We start from the raw sequence: 13701 nt of genomic DNA on the forward strand, positions 1-13701 counted from the left end.
ACGCGTCACACTTTTCTTCATCGGAAACAAGGTGCTTCACCATCCACCGCCTTGGATTGAAAAATCCGGAAGCCCGCGGGCGCGGACTTCTGCCACCCGCTAGTTACGAACGGCGGCGGGTTATGGTTTCAGGCGCATGGCTGCTCTGCGCAGCAATGCAATTGAAAGATCGGGGGAACGACAACGGCACGATCGCCGTTGTCCGCTTCGACTTGACGCGACCTCACTTCGCCTTGAGCACCTTGTCGTGGCTATCGAGCGCGGCTGCCATCAGCTTCGGCAATTGCGCGGCATAGACCTCGATGAAGGTGGCATCGCCACAGGCCTCCGGATCGCGGGCGGCCTGCTCGGCGACGCGTGCCGCCTTGGCCTCGCATTTCGCGAACACGTGCCAGAACCAATCCGGGCTCTTGCCGAGCGCCGGCTTGTGCTTCTTGATGACGGCGGCGCCGACTGCGCTCATCGCGTTGACGACGCCGGCGCCCAGCGTGCTGATGGCCCGCGCGTTCAGGATATCCTCGCGCGATTGCGCGGTGGCGCTACTCGCGGTCGTTCGTGCCTTGGCTGGCATGTTCAAGCTCCTTGTCGATCCCTGGTCCGTGCTGTGCGGCGGGCAAAGCATCGGCCGCGGAAGTTGAGGAAGGCTCAAGGGGCATGGTTGAAAACCGCTATGGATTTCATTCCGGTTTTAGGCGCTTCCGAGCGATCGGCCTGGAGGCATTTCTGAGTTCCCGTTAGGCGCGCGATCCGTCAGGAGCCGTTACCTTTCGCGCCATGGCGGCGGATCAGCTGGCCGGCGACGTCGAACCGAAGCGTGCTCTGGTCTCAGCCCCTGTCCTTCATCCGACTGCGATGCGCGGCCTGCTTGGCGCGATTGCCGCAGACGGCCATGCTGCACCAGCGGCGCGCACGCGCCCGCGTGTGATCGGCAAACATCAGCGTGCAGGCCGGGCCCTCGCACGCCTTGATGTCGGAAAAGCTTTCCTCGCAGACGACCTTGGCCATCGCCTCGCCGATCGGCAGCAACAATGACTCAGCCGAGCGCCAGCGTCGCGTCTGCTCCAGCGCGAAACCGTCATGGCCGGACTCGCCATCCTCTTGGCGATGCGCCACGATCCTGCTGAAGGCAGCGTCGGTTTCGAGCAGCCGGTTCAGCGGCTCCAATTCCCTGAGCGCCCGCGGCGTCAGCGGCCGGCCCATATGCCTGCGGACGAAGCCGCGGAACCATTCGCGCAGATCGCGCGCCTGACCGGCGACGCGGTCGAGTTCGCCCGGCGCCGCGCGCGTCTTCAGCTCGTCGAGCACATCTGACGGCACAAGCTTCGCCTGTGCGAGCCAGCGCAACAGGCCGCCCCCATCGGCGATCCAGTCGACCGGCGTATCGACCGGGGTCGCGATCGAATTGATGAAATCGAGACCCAAGCTATCGGCGATGAACATCGCGGGCGGGTGGGATTGCACGGTGACGTCCTCCAGCCGGCTTCTTCGAATAACCTGCTTAAAGCCTATTGACAAGTTACGAATGTCGGATCATAAGCGCCGTAACCTGTCAAATGCTATTTTAGAGGTTACAGGCAAATCTGCCTGATGCCAGGGAGCTCAAGATGTCGAACAAGGATGTAAGCGTGGTGCTTGCCCATGGTGCATGGGCCGACGGGTCGAGCTGGGCGCGGGTGATCACGGCGCTCGACGCCGAAGGCATCACCGCAGTCGCGGCACCGCTGCCGCTGACGTCCCTCGCCGACGATGTCGCCGCATTGAACCGCACGCTCGACCGCGTCGAGGGACCGGTCGTGCTGGCAGGCCATGCCTATGCCGGTGCTGTGATCGCCGAGACCCGCTCGCCGCGCGTCAAGGCGCTGGTCTATGTCGCGGCGCTGGCGCCGGACGAGGGCGAGACGGTGGCCGAAATGTTCTATCGCGCACCGCCGCATCCGTTCGCGCCTAAGCTCGCACCTGACGCGAACGGCCTGATCTGGCTGCCCGAGCCCGGCTTCGCATCGGCCTTCGCGCAAGGCGCGCGCGCCGAGGACCTCGCGGTGCTCGCCGCCGTGCAGCGGCCGATCTCGCCAGCCTGCATCACCGTGCCGGTCGGCCGCCCGCTTTGGAAGGATGTCCCGAGCTGGTTCCTGGTCGCCGAGGAGGATCGGATGATCGCGCCCGAGACTCAGCGCAGCATGGCGGCGCGGATGAAGGCTGCCGTACGATCTCATGCCGTCGATCACACCCCGATCGTGACGGCGCCAAAACTCGTCGCCGACATCATCCGGGAAGCGATCGGCGGGCTTGCCGGGCAGACCAAATCCTGACCTCCAAACCTCACCACCACATCGCGACCACAGGAGTGACAGATGTCTCAGGTCAAATATCGCACGGCCGACGTCGACGGCTTCAAGGTGTTCCTATCGCGAGGCCGGTTCGCCGGGCGCGCCAAAACTGCTGCTGCTGCACGGCTTCCCGAGCGCGGGACACATGTTCCGCGATCTGATCCCGCTGCTCGCGGACAAGTTCCACATCGTGGCACCCGACCTGCCCGGCTTCGGCCAGTCGGACATGCCGCCGCGCGAGACATTCAGCTACACGTTCGACAACATCGCCGGCGTGATTGATCGCTTCACCGAGGTCATTGGTTTCAATCGCTACGCGGTCTATGTGTTCGACTATGGCGCGCCGACCGGCTTCCGCCTCGCGGTCAAGCATCCGGAGCGGATCACCGCGATCATCTCGCAGAACGGCAACGCCTATGAAGAAGGCCTCAGCGACGGCTGGTCTCCACGTCGGATCCGCAAGCCGTGTCGCCGGACGGCCAGAACCTCGACAATTACTACATGGCCCGGCCCGGCGCCCATGACGCGCAGCTCGACCTGTTCGACGACTACAAGAGCAACGTCGCGCTCTACCCGGCCTTCCAGAACTACTTCCGCACCCATCAGCCGCCGTTCCTTGCGGTGTGGGGCAAGAACGATCCGTTCTTCCTGCCGCCGGGCGCCGAAGCATTCAAGCGCGACAATCCGAAGGCAGTGGTCAAATTCCTCGACACCGGCCATTTCGCGCTGGAAACCCATGCCGCCGAGATCGCGCAAAGCATCCGCGAGTTCCTGAGCCGCTGACGTCTGCATGATCCTTGCTTGACGCTTGACTGCACGGATTCGGCGCGGAAGCTGGACCCGATCGACATCCAAGTGAGTTCACGCAGATGCCAACCTATTGCTGCACCAGTGCGCAAGGCCGCCTCAGCGCGGAGCAGAAGGGCCGGATCGCGGGCGAGATCACCCGGATCCACGCCGAGATGACGGGCGCGCCGAGCTTTTTCGCGCAGGTGATCTTCAGCGAGGTCACGTCCGACAACTGGTTCATGGGCGGGGTCCCGGTCGCGCATGACCACATCTTCGTCTACGGCCATATCCGTTCCGGCCGCGCCGCCGTCGACAAGACGCGGATAGTCCGGATGATGGCGGATGCAGTTGCTGAAGCCGCCAATGTCGACAGCAAGCGCGCGGTCTGGGTCTATCTCAAGGAGTTGCAGCCGCGGCAGATGATCGAGTTCGGCCATGTCCATCCAGTCGTGGTCAACTAATCTTCCGCAGTTCGTCAAACTAGCTCCTCGATCAACGGTGCGTTCGCGTGGCGCGACGCCGTTTCAGGCCTCGAGAGGAGTCCCATGAGAGCATTACCGGCATGGCGATGGGCGCAGTTCTGATTGGACATGCCCTCGCCGCGAACGCAACGGCGGTCGCCGCTGTCGAGCCGGTCTGGAGCACCGAGCGGATCGAACGGTTGCTGGCCGAAGTTCAACATGCCGTCCAGGCGAGATGCGCAGCGGGCCCGAAGCCGGTCACTATTTCGCGACCTTCGCCAACAGTGCCACCGTCATCCACCTCGACTATTCAGCCCTGCAATGCGGCAACCAGCCGAGGCTCTGCACCGCGTCCGGATGTCTTCATCAGACCTTCGCAAAGGTGCACGGCAGATACGTCATGACCCGGTCGCGCTACGAGTGATTGATCAAAGCCCATTGAGTGCCGCAGACTCGACTTGTAGGCTGCCGGCCCTGCGCGGACAGCGCGGGCAGCTTGCATCGCGAAGACCGCGTCCAGGGGGACGAGATGAGATTTCGGATTCTGGCCGGCGTCGCCGTCGCGGTCGCCGCCACATGCTCGGCGATTCCGCTCCTGCTCGCGGGAAACGGCGCAGGCCCGTTGTCGCCGGCCACGCTTGCCGAGATCGCCCGCGTGGAAGCGGAGATCGACCGGATCGAAGGCGATACGTTGACTCGTCTGACAGCCGTTCCCGACAATCAGGTGCAGCAGATCGAGCTGCTCGGCAAGTTGCTGCTCTTCGACAAACAGCTGTCGGTGAACCGCAACGAAGCCTGCGCCTTCTGTCACATGCCGGAGGCCGGCTTCACCGGACCGATCTCGGAGATCAACCGGACCACCGGCTCCTATCCCGGCTCGGTCCGCACCCGCTTCAGCGAACGCAAGCCGCAGACCCACACCTACGCGCCGCTGGCGCCGGTCCTGCATTACAACGAAGGCCAGGGCGATCTGGTCGGCGGCAATTTCTGGGACATGCGCGCAACCGGACGGCGCCTCGGCAATCCCGCCGCCGAGCAGGCCGAAGGCCCACCGACCAATCCGGTCGAGATGGGCCTGCCCGACATCGCCTGCGCGGTGTATCGCGCCTCGCAGCGCCCCTATCGCGGCTTGTTCGAGGCCGTTTGGGGCGCACAAGCATTCGCGATCGACTGGCCGGCCGATGTCGAGGCAGTCTGCAACACGCCGGGACCACCATCCGCCGGCGATCCGCTTCCCGTGCATCTCGGCAACGTGGATCGCGGCCGCGCGGCGAGCACCTTCGACCAGATGGCACAATCGATCGCGGGCTACGAGGCTTCGCACGAGGTCACGGCGTTCTCCTCGAAATACGATGCCGCGCAGGCCGGAAAGGCCACCTTCGCGGCGCTGGAGCAGCAGGGATACGAGATCTTCCGCGGCAAGGGCCGCTGCAACGAATGTCATCGCGACGGCGGGCCCGGAGAGGATCCGCTGTTCACCGACTTCACCGCAAGCAATATCGGGACGCCGGCGAACCCGGACCTGCCTTATTATGCGGAGAGCGCGCCGGATGATCGCGGCTATGTCGCGAACAAGGATGGCGCTGCGTTCGTCGATGGCGGGGTTGGCGCCTTCCTGGCGAACGGTCATCCGCTCAGTCAACCCTCCGCAGTCGACGCGCGCTGGAAACCGCTGGCGCCGCAGACCCGCGGCCGATTCCGGGTGCCGACACTGCGTAACGTCGACAACCGGCCGTCGCCCGATTTCGTCAAGGCCTACGGCCATAACGGCTACTTCAAGAGCTTGAAAGAGATCGTCCACTTCTACAACACGCGTGACGTGCTGCCGCGTTGCGCCGTGCACGATGCGCGCGAAGGCACCGGCTGCTGGCCGGCGCCGGAGACCACCGACAACATGAACACCAGCAAGACCGGCCATCTCCGCCTCACCGACCAGGAGGAAGATGCGCTGGTCGCGTTCATGCGAACGCTGACGGACGGCTACACACCGGCGAAGAACTAGCTCGCCTGCCGCTTATGCCCCCGTGACGCGCCAGATCACGTTGCCGACATCGTCGGCCACCAGCAGCGAGCCGTCGGGGCCGAGCGCGACGCCGACCGGGCGGCCGTACGAGACCTTCTCGTCGGGCGCGAGGAAGCCGGACAGGATGTCGCGCGCCGGCCCCGAGGGACGGCCGTTCGTAAACGGCACGAACACCACCTTGTAGCCTGACAGCGTCGAGCGATTCCACGAGCCGTGCTGCCCGATCGCCATGCCATCGGGAAAACCCGGCAGCGTGCCCTGGGGCATCCAGCACAGGCCGAGCGAGGCGGTGTGGCCACCGAGCGCGTAGTCCGGCTGGATCGCCTTGGCGACCATCGCCGGATCCTGCGGCACGCGATCGTCCACCGTCTTGCCCCAGTAGCAGTAGGGCCAGCCGTAGAAGCCGCCGTCGCGCACCGAGGTGAGATAGTCCGGCGGCGTCTCATCGCCGATGCCGTCGCGCTCGTTGACGACGGTCCACAGCACATTGGTGGTCGGCTCCCAGGCGAGCCCGACCGGGTTGCGCAGGCCGCCGGCGAAGATGCGGCTGGTGCCGGCGGCGAGATCGAGCTCATAGATCGCGGCACGGCCTTCCTCGACCCTCATGCCGTTCTCGGCGATGTTGCTGAGCGAGCCGACGCCGGCGTAGAGCTTCTTGCCGTCGGCGCTCGGCAGCAGGCTGCGCGTCCAGTGCCCGTCGGGCTTGAAGGTGACGAGCTTGCGTCCCTCCGCCGTGATGCGGTCCGCGCCCGCGGTGTAGGGAAACGCGACCACGCCGTCGGTGTTGCCGACATAGAAGGTGTCGCCGATCAGTGCCATGCCGAACGGCTGGCGCAATCCTTCCATGAAGGCACCGCGGCTTTCGGCGACACCGTCGCCATCGCGGTCGCGCAGCAGCGTGATGCGGTTGGCGCTGACGCCGAGGGCGGCGGCGCGGCGCATCGTCGCCTGCATCGCATAGTGGAAGACGCTGCGCGGCGTGCCAGCGATTTGCGTCGCCTCCGCGATCAGGACATCGCCGTTCGGCAGCACGTTGATCCAGCGCGGATGATCGAGCCCGGCCGCAAAGGCGTTAACCTTGAGCCCTGGCGCCGCGGTCGGAAGCTGGCCCTTGTCCCAGCCCCGTGCGGTCGGCATCTTCAGCGTCGGGATCGCGCCCTGCGACTTCGCCGCCGGGATTTGCGGCGCGCTGCCCCAGGCCGGTGCGGGCTCGGCGCCCTGCATCCGCCGCCACGCCACGGCGCCGGCCCCGATTGCCGCGACGACGCGGGCAAAAACTCCAGACGTGCTCATGAACTTCCCCTGTTGGATTCGCGCCTTGCCCGCCGGCCTCGGGCCGCAGCAGCATTCGCATAATGCCGGCCCTGATGACAGTAGTTATACGATCTTCGCATCCGCCATCGAATCGACGAGACTGGCTGTACGCTCCCTTGTCAGAGCGTTTTCCTCCCTGAGACCTTGCCCGCCCCGGTCGGCGGGCTTCCTTTTCCGCAGCGCCCGGCTCTTTCAAAGCGCCGCGTGCGCGGTTCGGCCGCGAGCCGTTATAGCCAGAAAAGCATAGCGCGCCAGCGGCGGATGCATTCTACCGGGCAGAACGCTCGGTACAGGTCTTCAGGGAGCAAATCCCTTTCACCAGAACATGATCACGATGCGTGTGTGCACGCCACGGAGTTGATCGGAAAACCGGGAACGCTGCTCCACCAACGACCGTTGGGCTGGTCGGGACACAGCAAGGAGCAAGCGAATGCAACGGAAGATCAAGATCCTCGCTCTGGCCGCTTCTGCGCTGATCGCAACCACCGCCGGCGCGTTCGCGCAGGGCTTCTACGACGATCCGCACCGGAACGCTGACTATGCCTGGGATTACAACGGCCCGAACTTCGATCGCGTCCGGCCGCACGTGACGTACTATCCGGCGCAGCGCGGCTGGTACGGGCTCTATCGCTACCATCATGGCAGCAACCATCCGACGCCGAGCTCGACCCAGGGCGACGTCGGTCCCGAGGGCAACAACAACGGCACGCTGATGGGCGTCTATCGCCAGTGGTAGCCCACGCAAATCTGAAGGCCCATCGCTCGGCTTGAGCGATGGGCCTTTTTCCCGTTCCTTCCTCGCCTCACTCGGCCGCCTCAACGTGCACCGCTGCCTGCGCCTCCAGCGCACGGACCAGCGGAATGACGCGGCCGCCGAAATATTCGACCTCTTCCTGGAAATGCAGGAAGCCGAGCAGCACGAGATCGACGCCAACCTGCTTCAGCGCGACGATGCGCTCGGCGACCTGCTCGGGCGTGCCGATCAGATTAGTCTTGAAGCCGTCATTGTACTGGACGAGGTCCTCGAAGCTCGATTTCGCCCAATTGCCCTGGCCTTCCGGCGAGGCCTTGCCGGCATTCTTCACTTCATGCGCGAAGGCATTGACCGCCTCCGGATCGGCCTTGACGATGATCTCGTCGAGTACGGCGCGCGCCTCGGCCTCGCTGTCGCGCGCGATCGCAAACGCGTTGACGCCGATCTTGACGGAATGATTGTTGGCGCGCGCCTTGGCGCGGATGTCCTCGACCTGCCTCCTGATCTCCTCGACCGAATTGCCGTTGGTGAAGTACCAGTCCGATACCCGCGCGGCCATGTCGCGCGCCGCACGCGAGCTGCCGCCCTGGAAGATCTCGGGCAACGGCTGCGCCGGCTTCGGCTTCAGCGTGTAATCCGAGAAGCGGTAGAAGTCGCCGCGGAACGTGAAATTGTCCTGCGTCCAGATCCCGCGCAGCGCGCGGATGAATTCTTCCGAGCGGCGGTAGCGCTCATCGTGGTCGAGCCAGGGCTCGCCGATCGCGGTGAACTCGCTGCGGAACCAGCCGCTGACGATGTTGACGGCGACGCGACCTTCGGTGAGCTGGCTGATGGTCGCGATCTGCTTGGCCGCCACCGCCGGATTCCATGGCCCCGGCAGCAGCGCCGCGATCACCTTCAATTTCTTCGTCGCTGCGAGCAGCGCGTGACTGAAGGCCACCGGCTCATGCTGAAACTCGGCGCCATAGCCGGCGGTGAAGCGGATCTGGCTCAGCGCATAGTCGAAGCCGCTGTCCTCCGCGATCTGCGCCAGCCGGCGGTTGTAGTCGATGTCCCACCCGGTCCGCTGTTCGATCTTGCTGATGACGAGCCCGCCGGAGACGTTGGGCACCCAATAGGCGAACTTGATCTGATCATTGCTGGCGGTCATTCGGGTTACCTCACGGAGTTGGCATATGGTGAAAGGGTGGCGCGAGCAACACGATGCATCCAAGCTGCACGGGGTCAGCGAGTTGCAACGCGGCTGGTTGAAGCCGGAGTCAGGCTTGAGTTTTCACAGGATTGGAGCGGTCACAATTCCGCGGTGCGCCGCAGATTCGTCAGCAGCAGACGATGCGACACGGTTCTCTCAGCGTGACGCGGATATTCATTTCATCGAAGAGGCTATTGCAGGTCATCAACATTCCTCTCGCAAGCACTATCAAGACGCCGCCAATAGTCTCAGACAAACCGCGAGGGAGCGAGTCCAGCCCAAACTCTTTTTCATCGAGTCCGGGAAAGCCGCATTCTGTTGTTTGCGAGAAATGCGTCGTTTGTTGCTTTGTGGCGGATTTGGTCCCGCGACGAACGGCGAAACAAGCAGCCGGGAACCGTTAGGCCCCACGCGCGGTCCGCTACGGCAAGGCGGCTCACTTCACGATCGCTCCATAGACGACGTCCAGGGCGTTCTCGCAGCGATGCTTGCGGAGTTCACCGGATGCGCCGTTGCGATCACCACGACGAGGTGATCCTGCGGACCGCGGAAGAACTGCGTGCTGTAGGCGCCGTTCAAGCGCGCCACGGTTAGTCCTTGCGGCCTATCTCGGGTTTGTCGCGCAGAACGGCGTTTAGAAGCGAGCTGTGAACTTCGATCTTTCCGTTGTAGCTGATGAAGCCGAGCTTGCGGAACTTGTTCATGAAGAAGCTAACCCTTGAACGGGTCGCACCGATCATTTCGGCGAGCGTTTCCTGGCTGATTTCGACGTCAATGGGTTGCGCGCTGGTTTCCTTGCCGAAGTTTGCCAGCAGGAGCAGCAGGCGCGCCAGGCGTTTCTCGCTGGAATTGAAAAGTTGGTCGATCAGGTCTTCTTCCATTCGGCTATTGCGCGCGAGCAGATAGGTCATGAACAATTGAGAGAACATCGGCTTGGCTTCGAGCGTTGCAATCATCGCCGTCTTCGATATTCGTGTGATGACGCAGTCCTCCATTGCCGTGGTCGTGGCAATCCGCAATGGATGACCGTTGAGGCAGCCCTCACCGAAGAATTGTCCCGGCTCCAGGATCCCGACCACGGCTTCCTTACCTTGGTCAGAGACGACTGTGAGTTTGACCTTTCCTTCTTGAATGTAGAATACCGCGTCCGCGACATCTCCCTGTGCGAACACGTTCTGGCCTTTTCCAAAGCTAGAAATCGACTTTCCGGCCCCGACCTTGGCCAAGAAGCTTTTGGGATCAAACAAGTCCTTCGAGGGCTTAACCAAAACGGCACTCTCGTTCGCTGGGCGTTAGCATTCTGTCATGCTACCAAGGTTCTGCAGGATGATCATCCACGGAAAGGCGCGCGCGGCCCGAAATTGGCGTCAAAGCGACGCGCCTGACCACCTTTGCAAGAGCCCCCTGCGATTGCGCGAGATGCGGACACGTCGAGAGGTCGCGCGTCTTTGCGCGGATTTCACCCTGCGCGGGTTGCCTGATTAGCTGCGGCGCTCCGCGGCCTTGCCGCTGCCGAGCGATTCGGCACAGGCCCTTGCGACTGCCGAGTTCGGCTCAGTGCTTCCCGGCATCGTGGCCCAACCGCCTTTTTCGACAAACCTGCCCTGGTCGAATGAGTAAGTCGCCTTCTTCATTTCGGCCAGGTTCGCCGAGGCATTGGCGGCTTGCTGGAACCTGTCAACGCAGATGGGTGTGAGAGCTGCGACGACGGCCGTCGCAGCACGGTTGCTTGCGAGGGTCTCGGCCGACCCGCCCGTCACCCAGCCACCCCAGCTGAACCCCACGATAGCCAGAGCAATTGCTCCGCCTGCAGCACCCCATAGCGCGGGCCGCATGGCAGCTTTTGTTTCCTTGGAGATTTCCATGATCTTCATCCTGACCTAGAGGTTTAGGACTGTTCGTGGAACTAAGACACGTCGGATGATCGGCGTCTGTACCAAATTGCTCATTCAGGCGCGGGCGGACCCAGATTCCTCTCCCGCGCAGTTTGGCGCGGACGGTGCCCAAATAGTCGGTTCCGTGTTCCTTTTTGAACAGACAGAGGGAGCCGTCGCCGGTCTATTCGGCACATTGCTCGATAGACTATATTGCCGATCAGCCCGGCCCTCGCGGCCGGGCTTTTCGCTTGAAGCCGTCCTGTCCGATCAAACGGCGGAATGACACCGGCGTCCGGGCAGAGCGAGACAGTCTTCCTGCGGCGTCTGCGGGCGCAGTGGCACCCGGTTCGCGCGAAGAAAACACGTCAGACCAAAAAGCCCGGCACGATGCCACGCCGCGCTGCCCGCGACTGAGCAATATTGCTCACATGACACGAAACATGACGGTCGGCTTCGCCAGGGTCGTTTGCCCCACACGCCCGCTCATCACGCCAATCAAGGCCCCATCGCTTAAGTTCGAGCGATGGGCCTTGATGCCTTGCTGAAAGAGGTCTCACACTGCGCTGACGGCTCTCACCTCACCATCGCGCCGTAGACGATGTCCTGCACGTTCTCGCGATAATATTTGCGCAGCTCGCCGGGCGCTGCGGTTCCGACCACCACGACGAGGCGCTCCTTCGGATCGCAGAAGAACTGCGTGCCGTAGGCGCCGTTCCAGGTGAACTCGCCGGGATTGCCCGGCACCGACGACAGCCCCTCGCTGGTCCGCACCGCGACCGCCAGCCCGAAGCCGAAGCCGCCGCGATGCGGCTCGACCGCGGCGACGTTGTTCTTGATCTCGGGCCCGAGATGGTTCGACGTCATGAGGCGCACCGTGTTGGGGCTGAGGATGCGCTGGCCGTCGAGCTCGCCGCCATTGAGCAGCATCTGTCCGAACCGGACATAGTCGCCCACGGTGGCGAACGAGCAGGCGCCACCGCAGTCGAACTTGGTCGGCGCGTCGAGCAGCTTGATGGCTTGCGGTTTGCCGGTGAGCGGATCGTTGGGGAACGGATGCGCCAGACGCGCGCGCTGGGCGTCGGTCGGGTGGAACGTCGCTTCCTTCATGCCGAGCGGTTTCCAGACATGGGCCGAAAGATAGTCGCCGAGCCGCTGGCCGGAAACCTTCTCGACGACGGCGCCGAGCACGTCGATCGAGAAGCCGTATTCGAACTCGGTGCCGGGCTGATGCACCAGCGGCAGCTTGGTGATGCGGTCGATGAAGGCCGCCGTGTCGCCTTCGACCGCCGGTGCCATGCCGTCGGGATAGAGCCGCGCCAGCGCGCTCGAGCTGTCGGGCCGGCCGCCATACATCAGGCCTGAGGTGTGGCGATAGAGGTCGTGGATGAAGATCGGCCGGGCCTGCGGCTCCATCGTCAGCGAACCATCGGCCTGCTGCACGCCGATCTTCATGTCGGCGAACGCCGGATAGAACTCGGCAACCTTCGCCTGCAGCGGCAAGCGGCCCTGCTCCATCAGCGTCAGCCCCGCGACCGCCGCCATCGGCTTGGTCATCGAGGCCAGCGCGAACACCGCATCGATCGGCATCGGCGTGCCCTTGGCCGGGTCGAGCTGGCCGTAGGCCTTGTAGTGCACGAGCCCGCCGTCGCGCGCGATCGCCACCACGGCACCAGGTACGCGCTTGGCCGCGATCTCGCGCGCGAAGAAGTCGTCGAGCCGCGCCAGTCCCTTGTCCGAGAAGCCGACCTGGTGCGCCGCGACTTGCGGGAGCGGCGGCGCGGCATGGGCGATGTTGAAGACAAGATTCGTGGCGGCGGCAGCCGCGGCAATGACGGTTTTTCTCATTGTTTCCTCACCGGGGACCACGGGCGATTGTTATGCAATTCGCTGCCCGCTCCGGCAGGCTTAGATGACGCCGGCTAGCGCGGCAAGGCGCGGCGCCGCGCCCTCACAATCCCAGTTCTCCCGTCGCCGGATAGACTACCGTACCATCGCCTTGCACGACGGCGCCTTCAGTGAGGCGGGCGGGCTCCTGGCGCCCCTCCCCCATGAGGTGGACGACGGTCTCGCCCGACGCAATGAGATAGTCGGCGACGATGCGGCGGTGGCAGCGCCACCACACCGCTTCCGAGCACATGATCGCGCAGCGTTGCCGGTGGCCCTCCTCGCGCAGATGCTGCAGGCTCGCGTGGAACTGCGGCGACAAGGCATAGTCGGCGTAGTTGTGAAAGCTCTCATTGCTCCAGAATCCGTTGACCGCAGGTGGCACGCTTCGCGCCTTGCCGCGCAGCCCGCCGAGATCGGCCAGATGCTCATATGAAATACTCGCGGCCGCCAGCGATGCGGGCAGCGTGTCCTTGTTGAACTGCGGATTGGTACGCGACTTCGGCACTGTTCTGATGTCGACGACGCGCTCGATCCTGGCCACGGTGAGAAGGACGACGAAATCCTCGAGACTGCGATTGGAATGGCCGATCGTGAAAAGCGGAAGCGTCACGCCGCGCCCCTATCACGCGTAATGCAGCGCGCTGCCCTTGTGGGCCGCGACGTGATCGGTCTTGTCGCTCTTGATCTCGTATTGCGGATCGGCCTCCGAGGCGCGGTGCGTGTGCCCCTTGTAGTCGAAATCGCTGGTATGAACAGCGATGATGGTGCCCGAGACGCGGCCGGCTTTGGAATTCCATCTGACGTGATCGCCGACCTTGAATCGCTTGGTCATATCGCAATGTCCTTCGGGCGCGGGATTGCTTCTACGATACGGCGCCAAATCCGTCGCCGGAATCAAGATGTCCGCCGCTGCAAACCGGTTGGCCGCCGGGCAAGTTCCTGCCTTGCGTTCTGGATCGTCCGAATGCGCGGCTGGGCTGGTCAGAATTGCTACGAGGGGAATGGTGCCCAGGGACGGAATCATACGCAACCACCGACACGACGAACCGCTGTTTGTCCTGAGCATGGTGGCGTGAG

Annotated in this window: 15 protein-coding genes and 1 pseudogene; 7 read left to right on the plus strand and 9 right to left on the minus strand. The window is 63.9% G+C overall.

Going from position 1 to position 13701, the window contains the following annotated elements; all coding sequences use genetic code 11:
• Positions 1–223: 223 nt before the first annotated feature.
• Together JQ573_RS32165 and JQ573_RS32170 are read right to left on the minus strand one after the other, a co-directional pair.
• A complete protein-coding gene (locus JQ573_RS32165) occupies positions 224–571 on the minus strand; it encodes a hypothetical protein (RefSeq protein WP_212318371.1) in 348 nt (115 codons plus the stop codon).
• A 254-nt stretch (positions 572–825) separates the two neighbouring features.
• Positions 826–1440, minus strand: coding sequence for an ABATE domain-containing protein (locus JQ573_RS32170; RefSeq protein ID WP_212318440.1), 615 nt, complete (start codon positions 1438–1440; stop codon positions 826–828).
• 164 nt (positions 1441–1604) lie between these two features.
• Between JQ573_RS32170 and JQ573_RS32175 the strand changes: the two genes are divergently transcribed.
• The 5 genes and pseudogenes from JQ573_RS32175 (at position 1605) to JQ573_RS32195 (ending at position 5579) form a co-directional block, all read left to right on the plus strand.
• Complete coding sequence (locus JQ573_RS32175) at positions 1605–2309, plus strand: alpha/beta fold hydrolase (protein WP_212318372.1); 705 nt, start codon at positions 1605–1607, stop codon at positions 2307–2309.
• Between the two features lie 42 nt (positions 2310–2351).
• Positions 2352–3110 (plus strand): annotated as a pseudogene (locus JQ573_RS32180) (alpha/beta fold hydrolase).
• 86 nt (positions 3111–3196) lie between these two features.
• A complete protein-coding gene (locus tag JQ573_RS32185) occupies positions 3197–3577 on the plus strand; it encodes a 4-oxalocrotonate tautomerase family protein (RefSeq protein WP_212318374.1) in 381 nt (126 codons plus the stop codon).
• Between the two features lie 235 nt (positions 3578–3812).
• Positions 3813–4001 (plus strand): hypothetical protein, encoded by a 189-nt coding sequence (locus JQ573_RS32190; protein WP_212318376.1) that lies wholly within the window; start codon positions 3813–3815, stop codon positions 3999–4001.
• 105 nt (positions 4002–4106) lie between these two features.
• Positions 4107–5579, plus strand: a complete 1473-nt coding sequence (locus JQ573_RS32195) for a cytochrome-c peroxidase (protein ID WP_212318378.1) — start codon at positions 4107–4109, stop codon at positions 5577–5579.
• Positions 5580–5591: 12 nt separating this feature from the next.
• Here JQ573_RS32195 and JQ573_RS32200 read toward each other — a convergent pair whose 3' ends face one another.
• On the minus strand, positions 5592–6893 hold the full coding sequence (locus JQ573_RS32200; protein WP_212318380.1) for a sorbosone dehydrogenase family protein: 1302 nt from the start codon (positions 6891–6893) through the stop codon (positions 5592–5594).
• Positions 6894–7344: 451 nt separating this feature from the next.
• Here JQ573_RS32200 and JQ573_RS32205 point away from each other — a divergent pair, with 451 nt between their 5' ends.
• Positions 7345–7650 (plus strand): hypothetical protein, encoded by a 306-nt coding sequence (locus JQ573_RS32205; RefSeq protein ID WP_212318382.1) that lies wholly within the window; start codon positions 7345–7347, stop codon positions 7648–7650.
• 67 nt (positions 7651–7717) lie between these two features.
• Here JQ573_RS32205 and sfnG read toward each other — a convergent pair whose 3' ends face one another.
• A complete protein-coding gene (gene sfnG / locus JQ573_RS32210; protein ID WP_212318384.1) occupies positions 7718–8818 on the minus strand; it encodes a dimethylsulfone monooxygenase SfnG in 1101 nt (366 codons plus the stop codon).
• 25 nt (positions 8819–8843) lie between these two features.
• On the opposite strand from sfnG, the gene JQ573_RS32215 reads away from it, so the two are divergent.
• Positions 8844–9395 (plus strand): hypothetical protein, encoded by a 552-nt coding sequence (locus tag JQ573_RS32215; RefSeq protein ID WP_212318386.1) that lies wholly within the window; start codon positions 8844–8846, stop codon positions 9393–9395.
• Positions 9396–9450: 55 nt separating this feature from the next.
• Here JQ573_RS32215 and JQ573_RS32220 read toward each other — a convergent pair whose 3' ends face one another.
• The 5 genes from JQ573_RS32220 to JQ573_RS32240 form a co-directional block, all read right to left on the minus strand.
• Positions 9451–10128 carry a Crp/Fnr family transcriptional regulator gene (locus tag JQ573_RS32220; protein ID WP_212318388.1) on the minus strand — a complete coding sequence of 226 codons (678 nt, stop codon included), beginning with the start codon at positions 10126–10128 and terminating at the stop codon, positions 9451–9453.
• Positions 10129–10341: 213 nt separating this feature from the next.
• On the minus strand, positions 10342–10725 hold the full coding sequence (locus tag JQ573_RS32225; protein ID WP_212318390.1) for a hypothetical protein: 384 nt from the start codon (positions 10723–10725) through the stop codon (positions 10342–10344).
• A 585-nt stretch (positions 10726–11310) separates the two neighbouring features.
• Positions 11311–12582 carry a serine hydrolase gene (locus JQ573_RS32230; protein WP_212318392.1) on the minus strand — a complete coding sequence of 424 codons (1272 nt, stop codon included), beginning with the start codon at positions 12580–12582 and terminating at the stop codon, positions 11311–11313.
• 103 nt (positions 12583–12685) lie between these two features.
• Complete coding sequence (locus tag JQ573_RS32235) at positions 12686–13234, minus strand: DUF488 family protein (RefSeq protein WP_212318394.1); 549 nt, start codon at positions 13232–13234, stop codon at positions 12686–12688.
• 12 nt (positions 13235–13246) lie between these two features.
• Positions 13247–13456 carry a DUF2945 domain-containing protein gene (locus tag JQ573_RS32240; RefSeq protein WP_212318396.1) on the minus strand — a complete coding sequence of 70 codons (210 nt, stop codon included), beginning with the start codon at positions 13454–13456 and terminating at the stop codon, positions 13247–13249.
• Positions 13457–13701: the final 245 nt, after the last annotated feature.

It is taken from the genome of Bradyrhizobium sp. AUGA SZCCT0105, assembly GCF_018129565.1.
In the GTDB taxonomy this organism is placed as follows: Bacteria; Pseudomonadota; Alphaproteobacteria; order Rhizobiales; family Xanthobacteraceae; genus Bradyrhizobium.

Coding starts and splice junctions, on each gene's coding strand:
- JQ573_RS32200 (WP_212318380.1), bottom strand. CDS start 6,893: ATGAGCACGTCTGGAGTTTTTGCCCGCGTCGTCGCGGCAATCGGGGCC.
- JQ573_RS32225 (WP_212318390.1), bottom strand. CDS start 10,725: ATGGAAATCTCCAAGGAAACAAAAGCTGCCATGCGGCCCGCGCTATGG.
- JQ573_RS32175 (WP_212318372.1), top strand. CDS start 1,605: ATGTCGAACAAGGATGTAAGCGTGGTGCTTGCCCATGGTGCATGGGCC.
- JQ573_RS32195 (WP_212318378.1), top strand. CDS start 4,107: ATGAGATTTCGGATTCTGGCCGGCGTCGCCGTCGCGGTCGCCGCCACA.
- JQ573_RS32185 (WP_212318374.1), top strand. CDS start 3,197: ATGCCAACCTATTGCTGCACCAGTGCGCAAGGCCGCCTCAGCGCGGAG.
- sfnG (WP_212318384.1), bottom strand. CDS start 8,818: ATGACCGCCAGCAATGATCAGATCAAGTTCGCCTATTGGGTGCCCAAC.
- JQ573_RS32205 (WP_212318382.1), top strand. CDS start 7,345: ATGCAACGGAAGATCAAGATCCTCGCTCTGGCCGCTTCTGCGCTGATC.
- JQ573_RS32165 (WP_212318371.1), bottom strand. CDS start 571: ATGCCAGCCAAGGCACGAACGACCGCGAGTAGCGCCACCGCGCAATCG.
- JQ573_RS32190 (WP_212318376.1), top strand. CDS start 3,813: ATGCGCAGCGGGCCCGAAGCCGGTCACTATTTCGCGACCTTCGCCAAC.
- JQ573_RS32240 (WP_212318396.1), bottom strand. CDS start 13,456: ATGACCAAGCGATTCAAGGTCGGCGATCACGTCAGATGGAATTCCAAA.
- JQ573_RS32215 (WP_212318386.1), top strand. CDS start 8,844: ATGGTGAAAGGGTGGCGCGAGCAACACGATGCATCCAAGCTGCACGGG.
- JQ573_RS32230 (WP_212318392.1), bottom strand. CDS start 12,582: ATGAGAAAAACCGTCATTGCCGCGGCTGCCGCCGCCACGAATCTTGTC.
- JQ573_RS32170 (WP_212318440.1), bottom strand. CDS start 1,440: ATGTTCATCGCCGATAGCTTGGGTCTCGATTTCATCAATTCGATCGCG.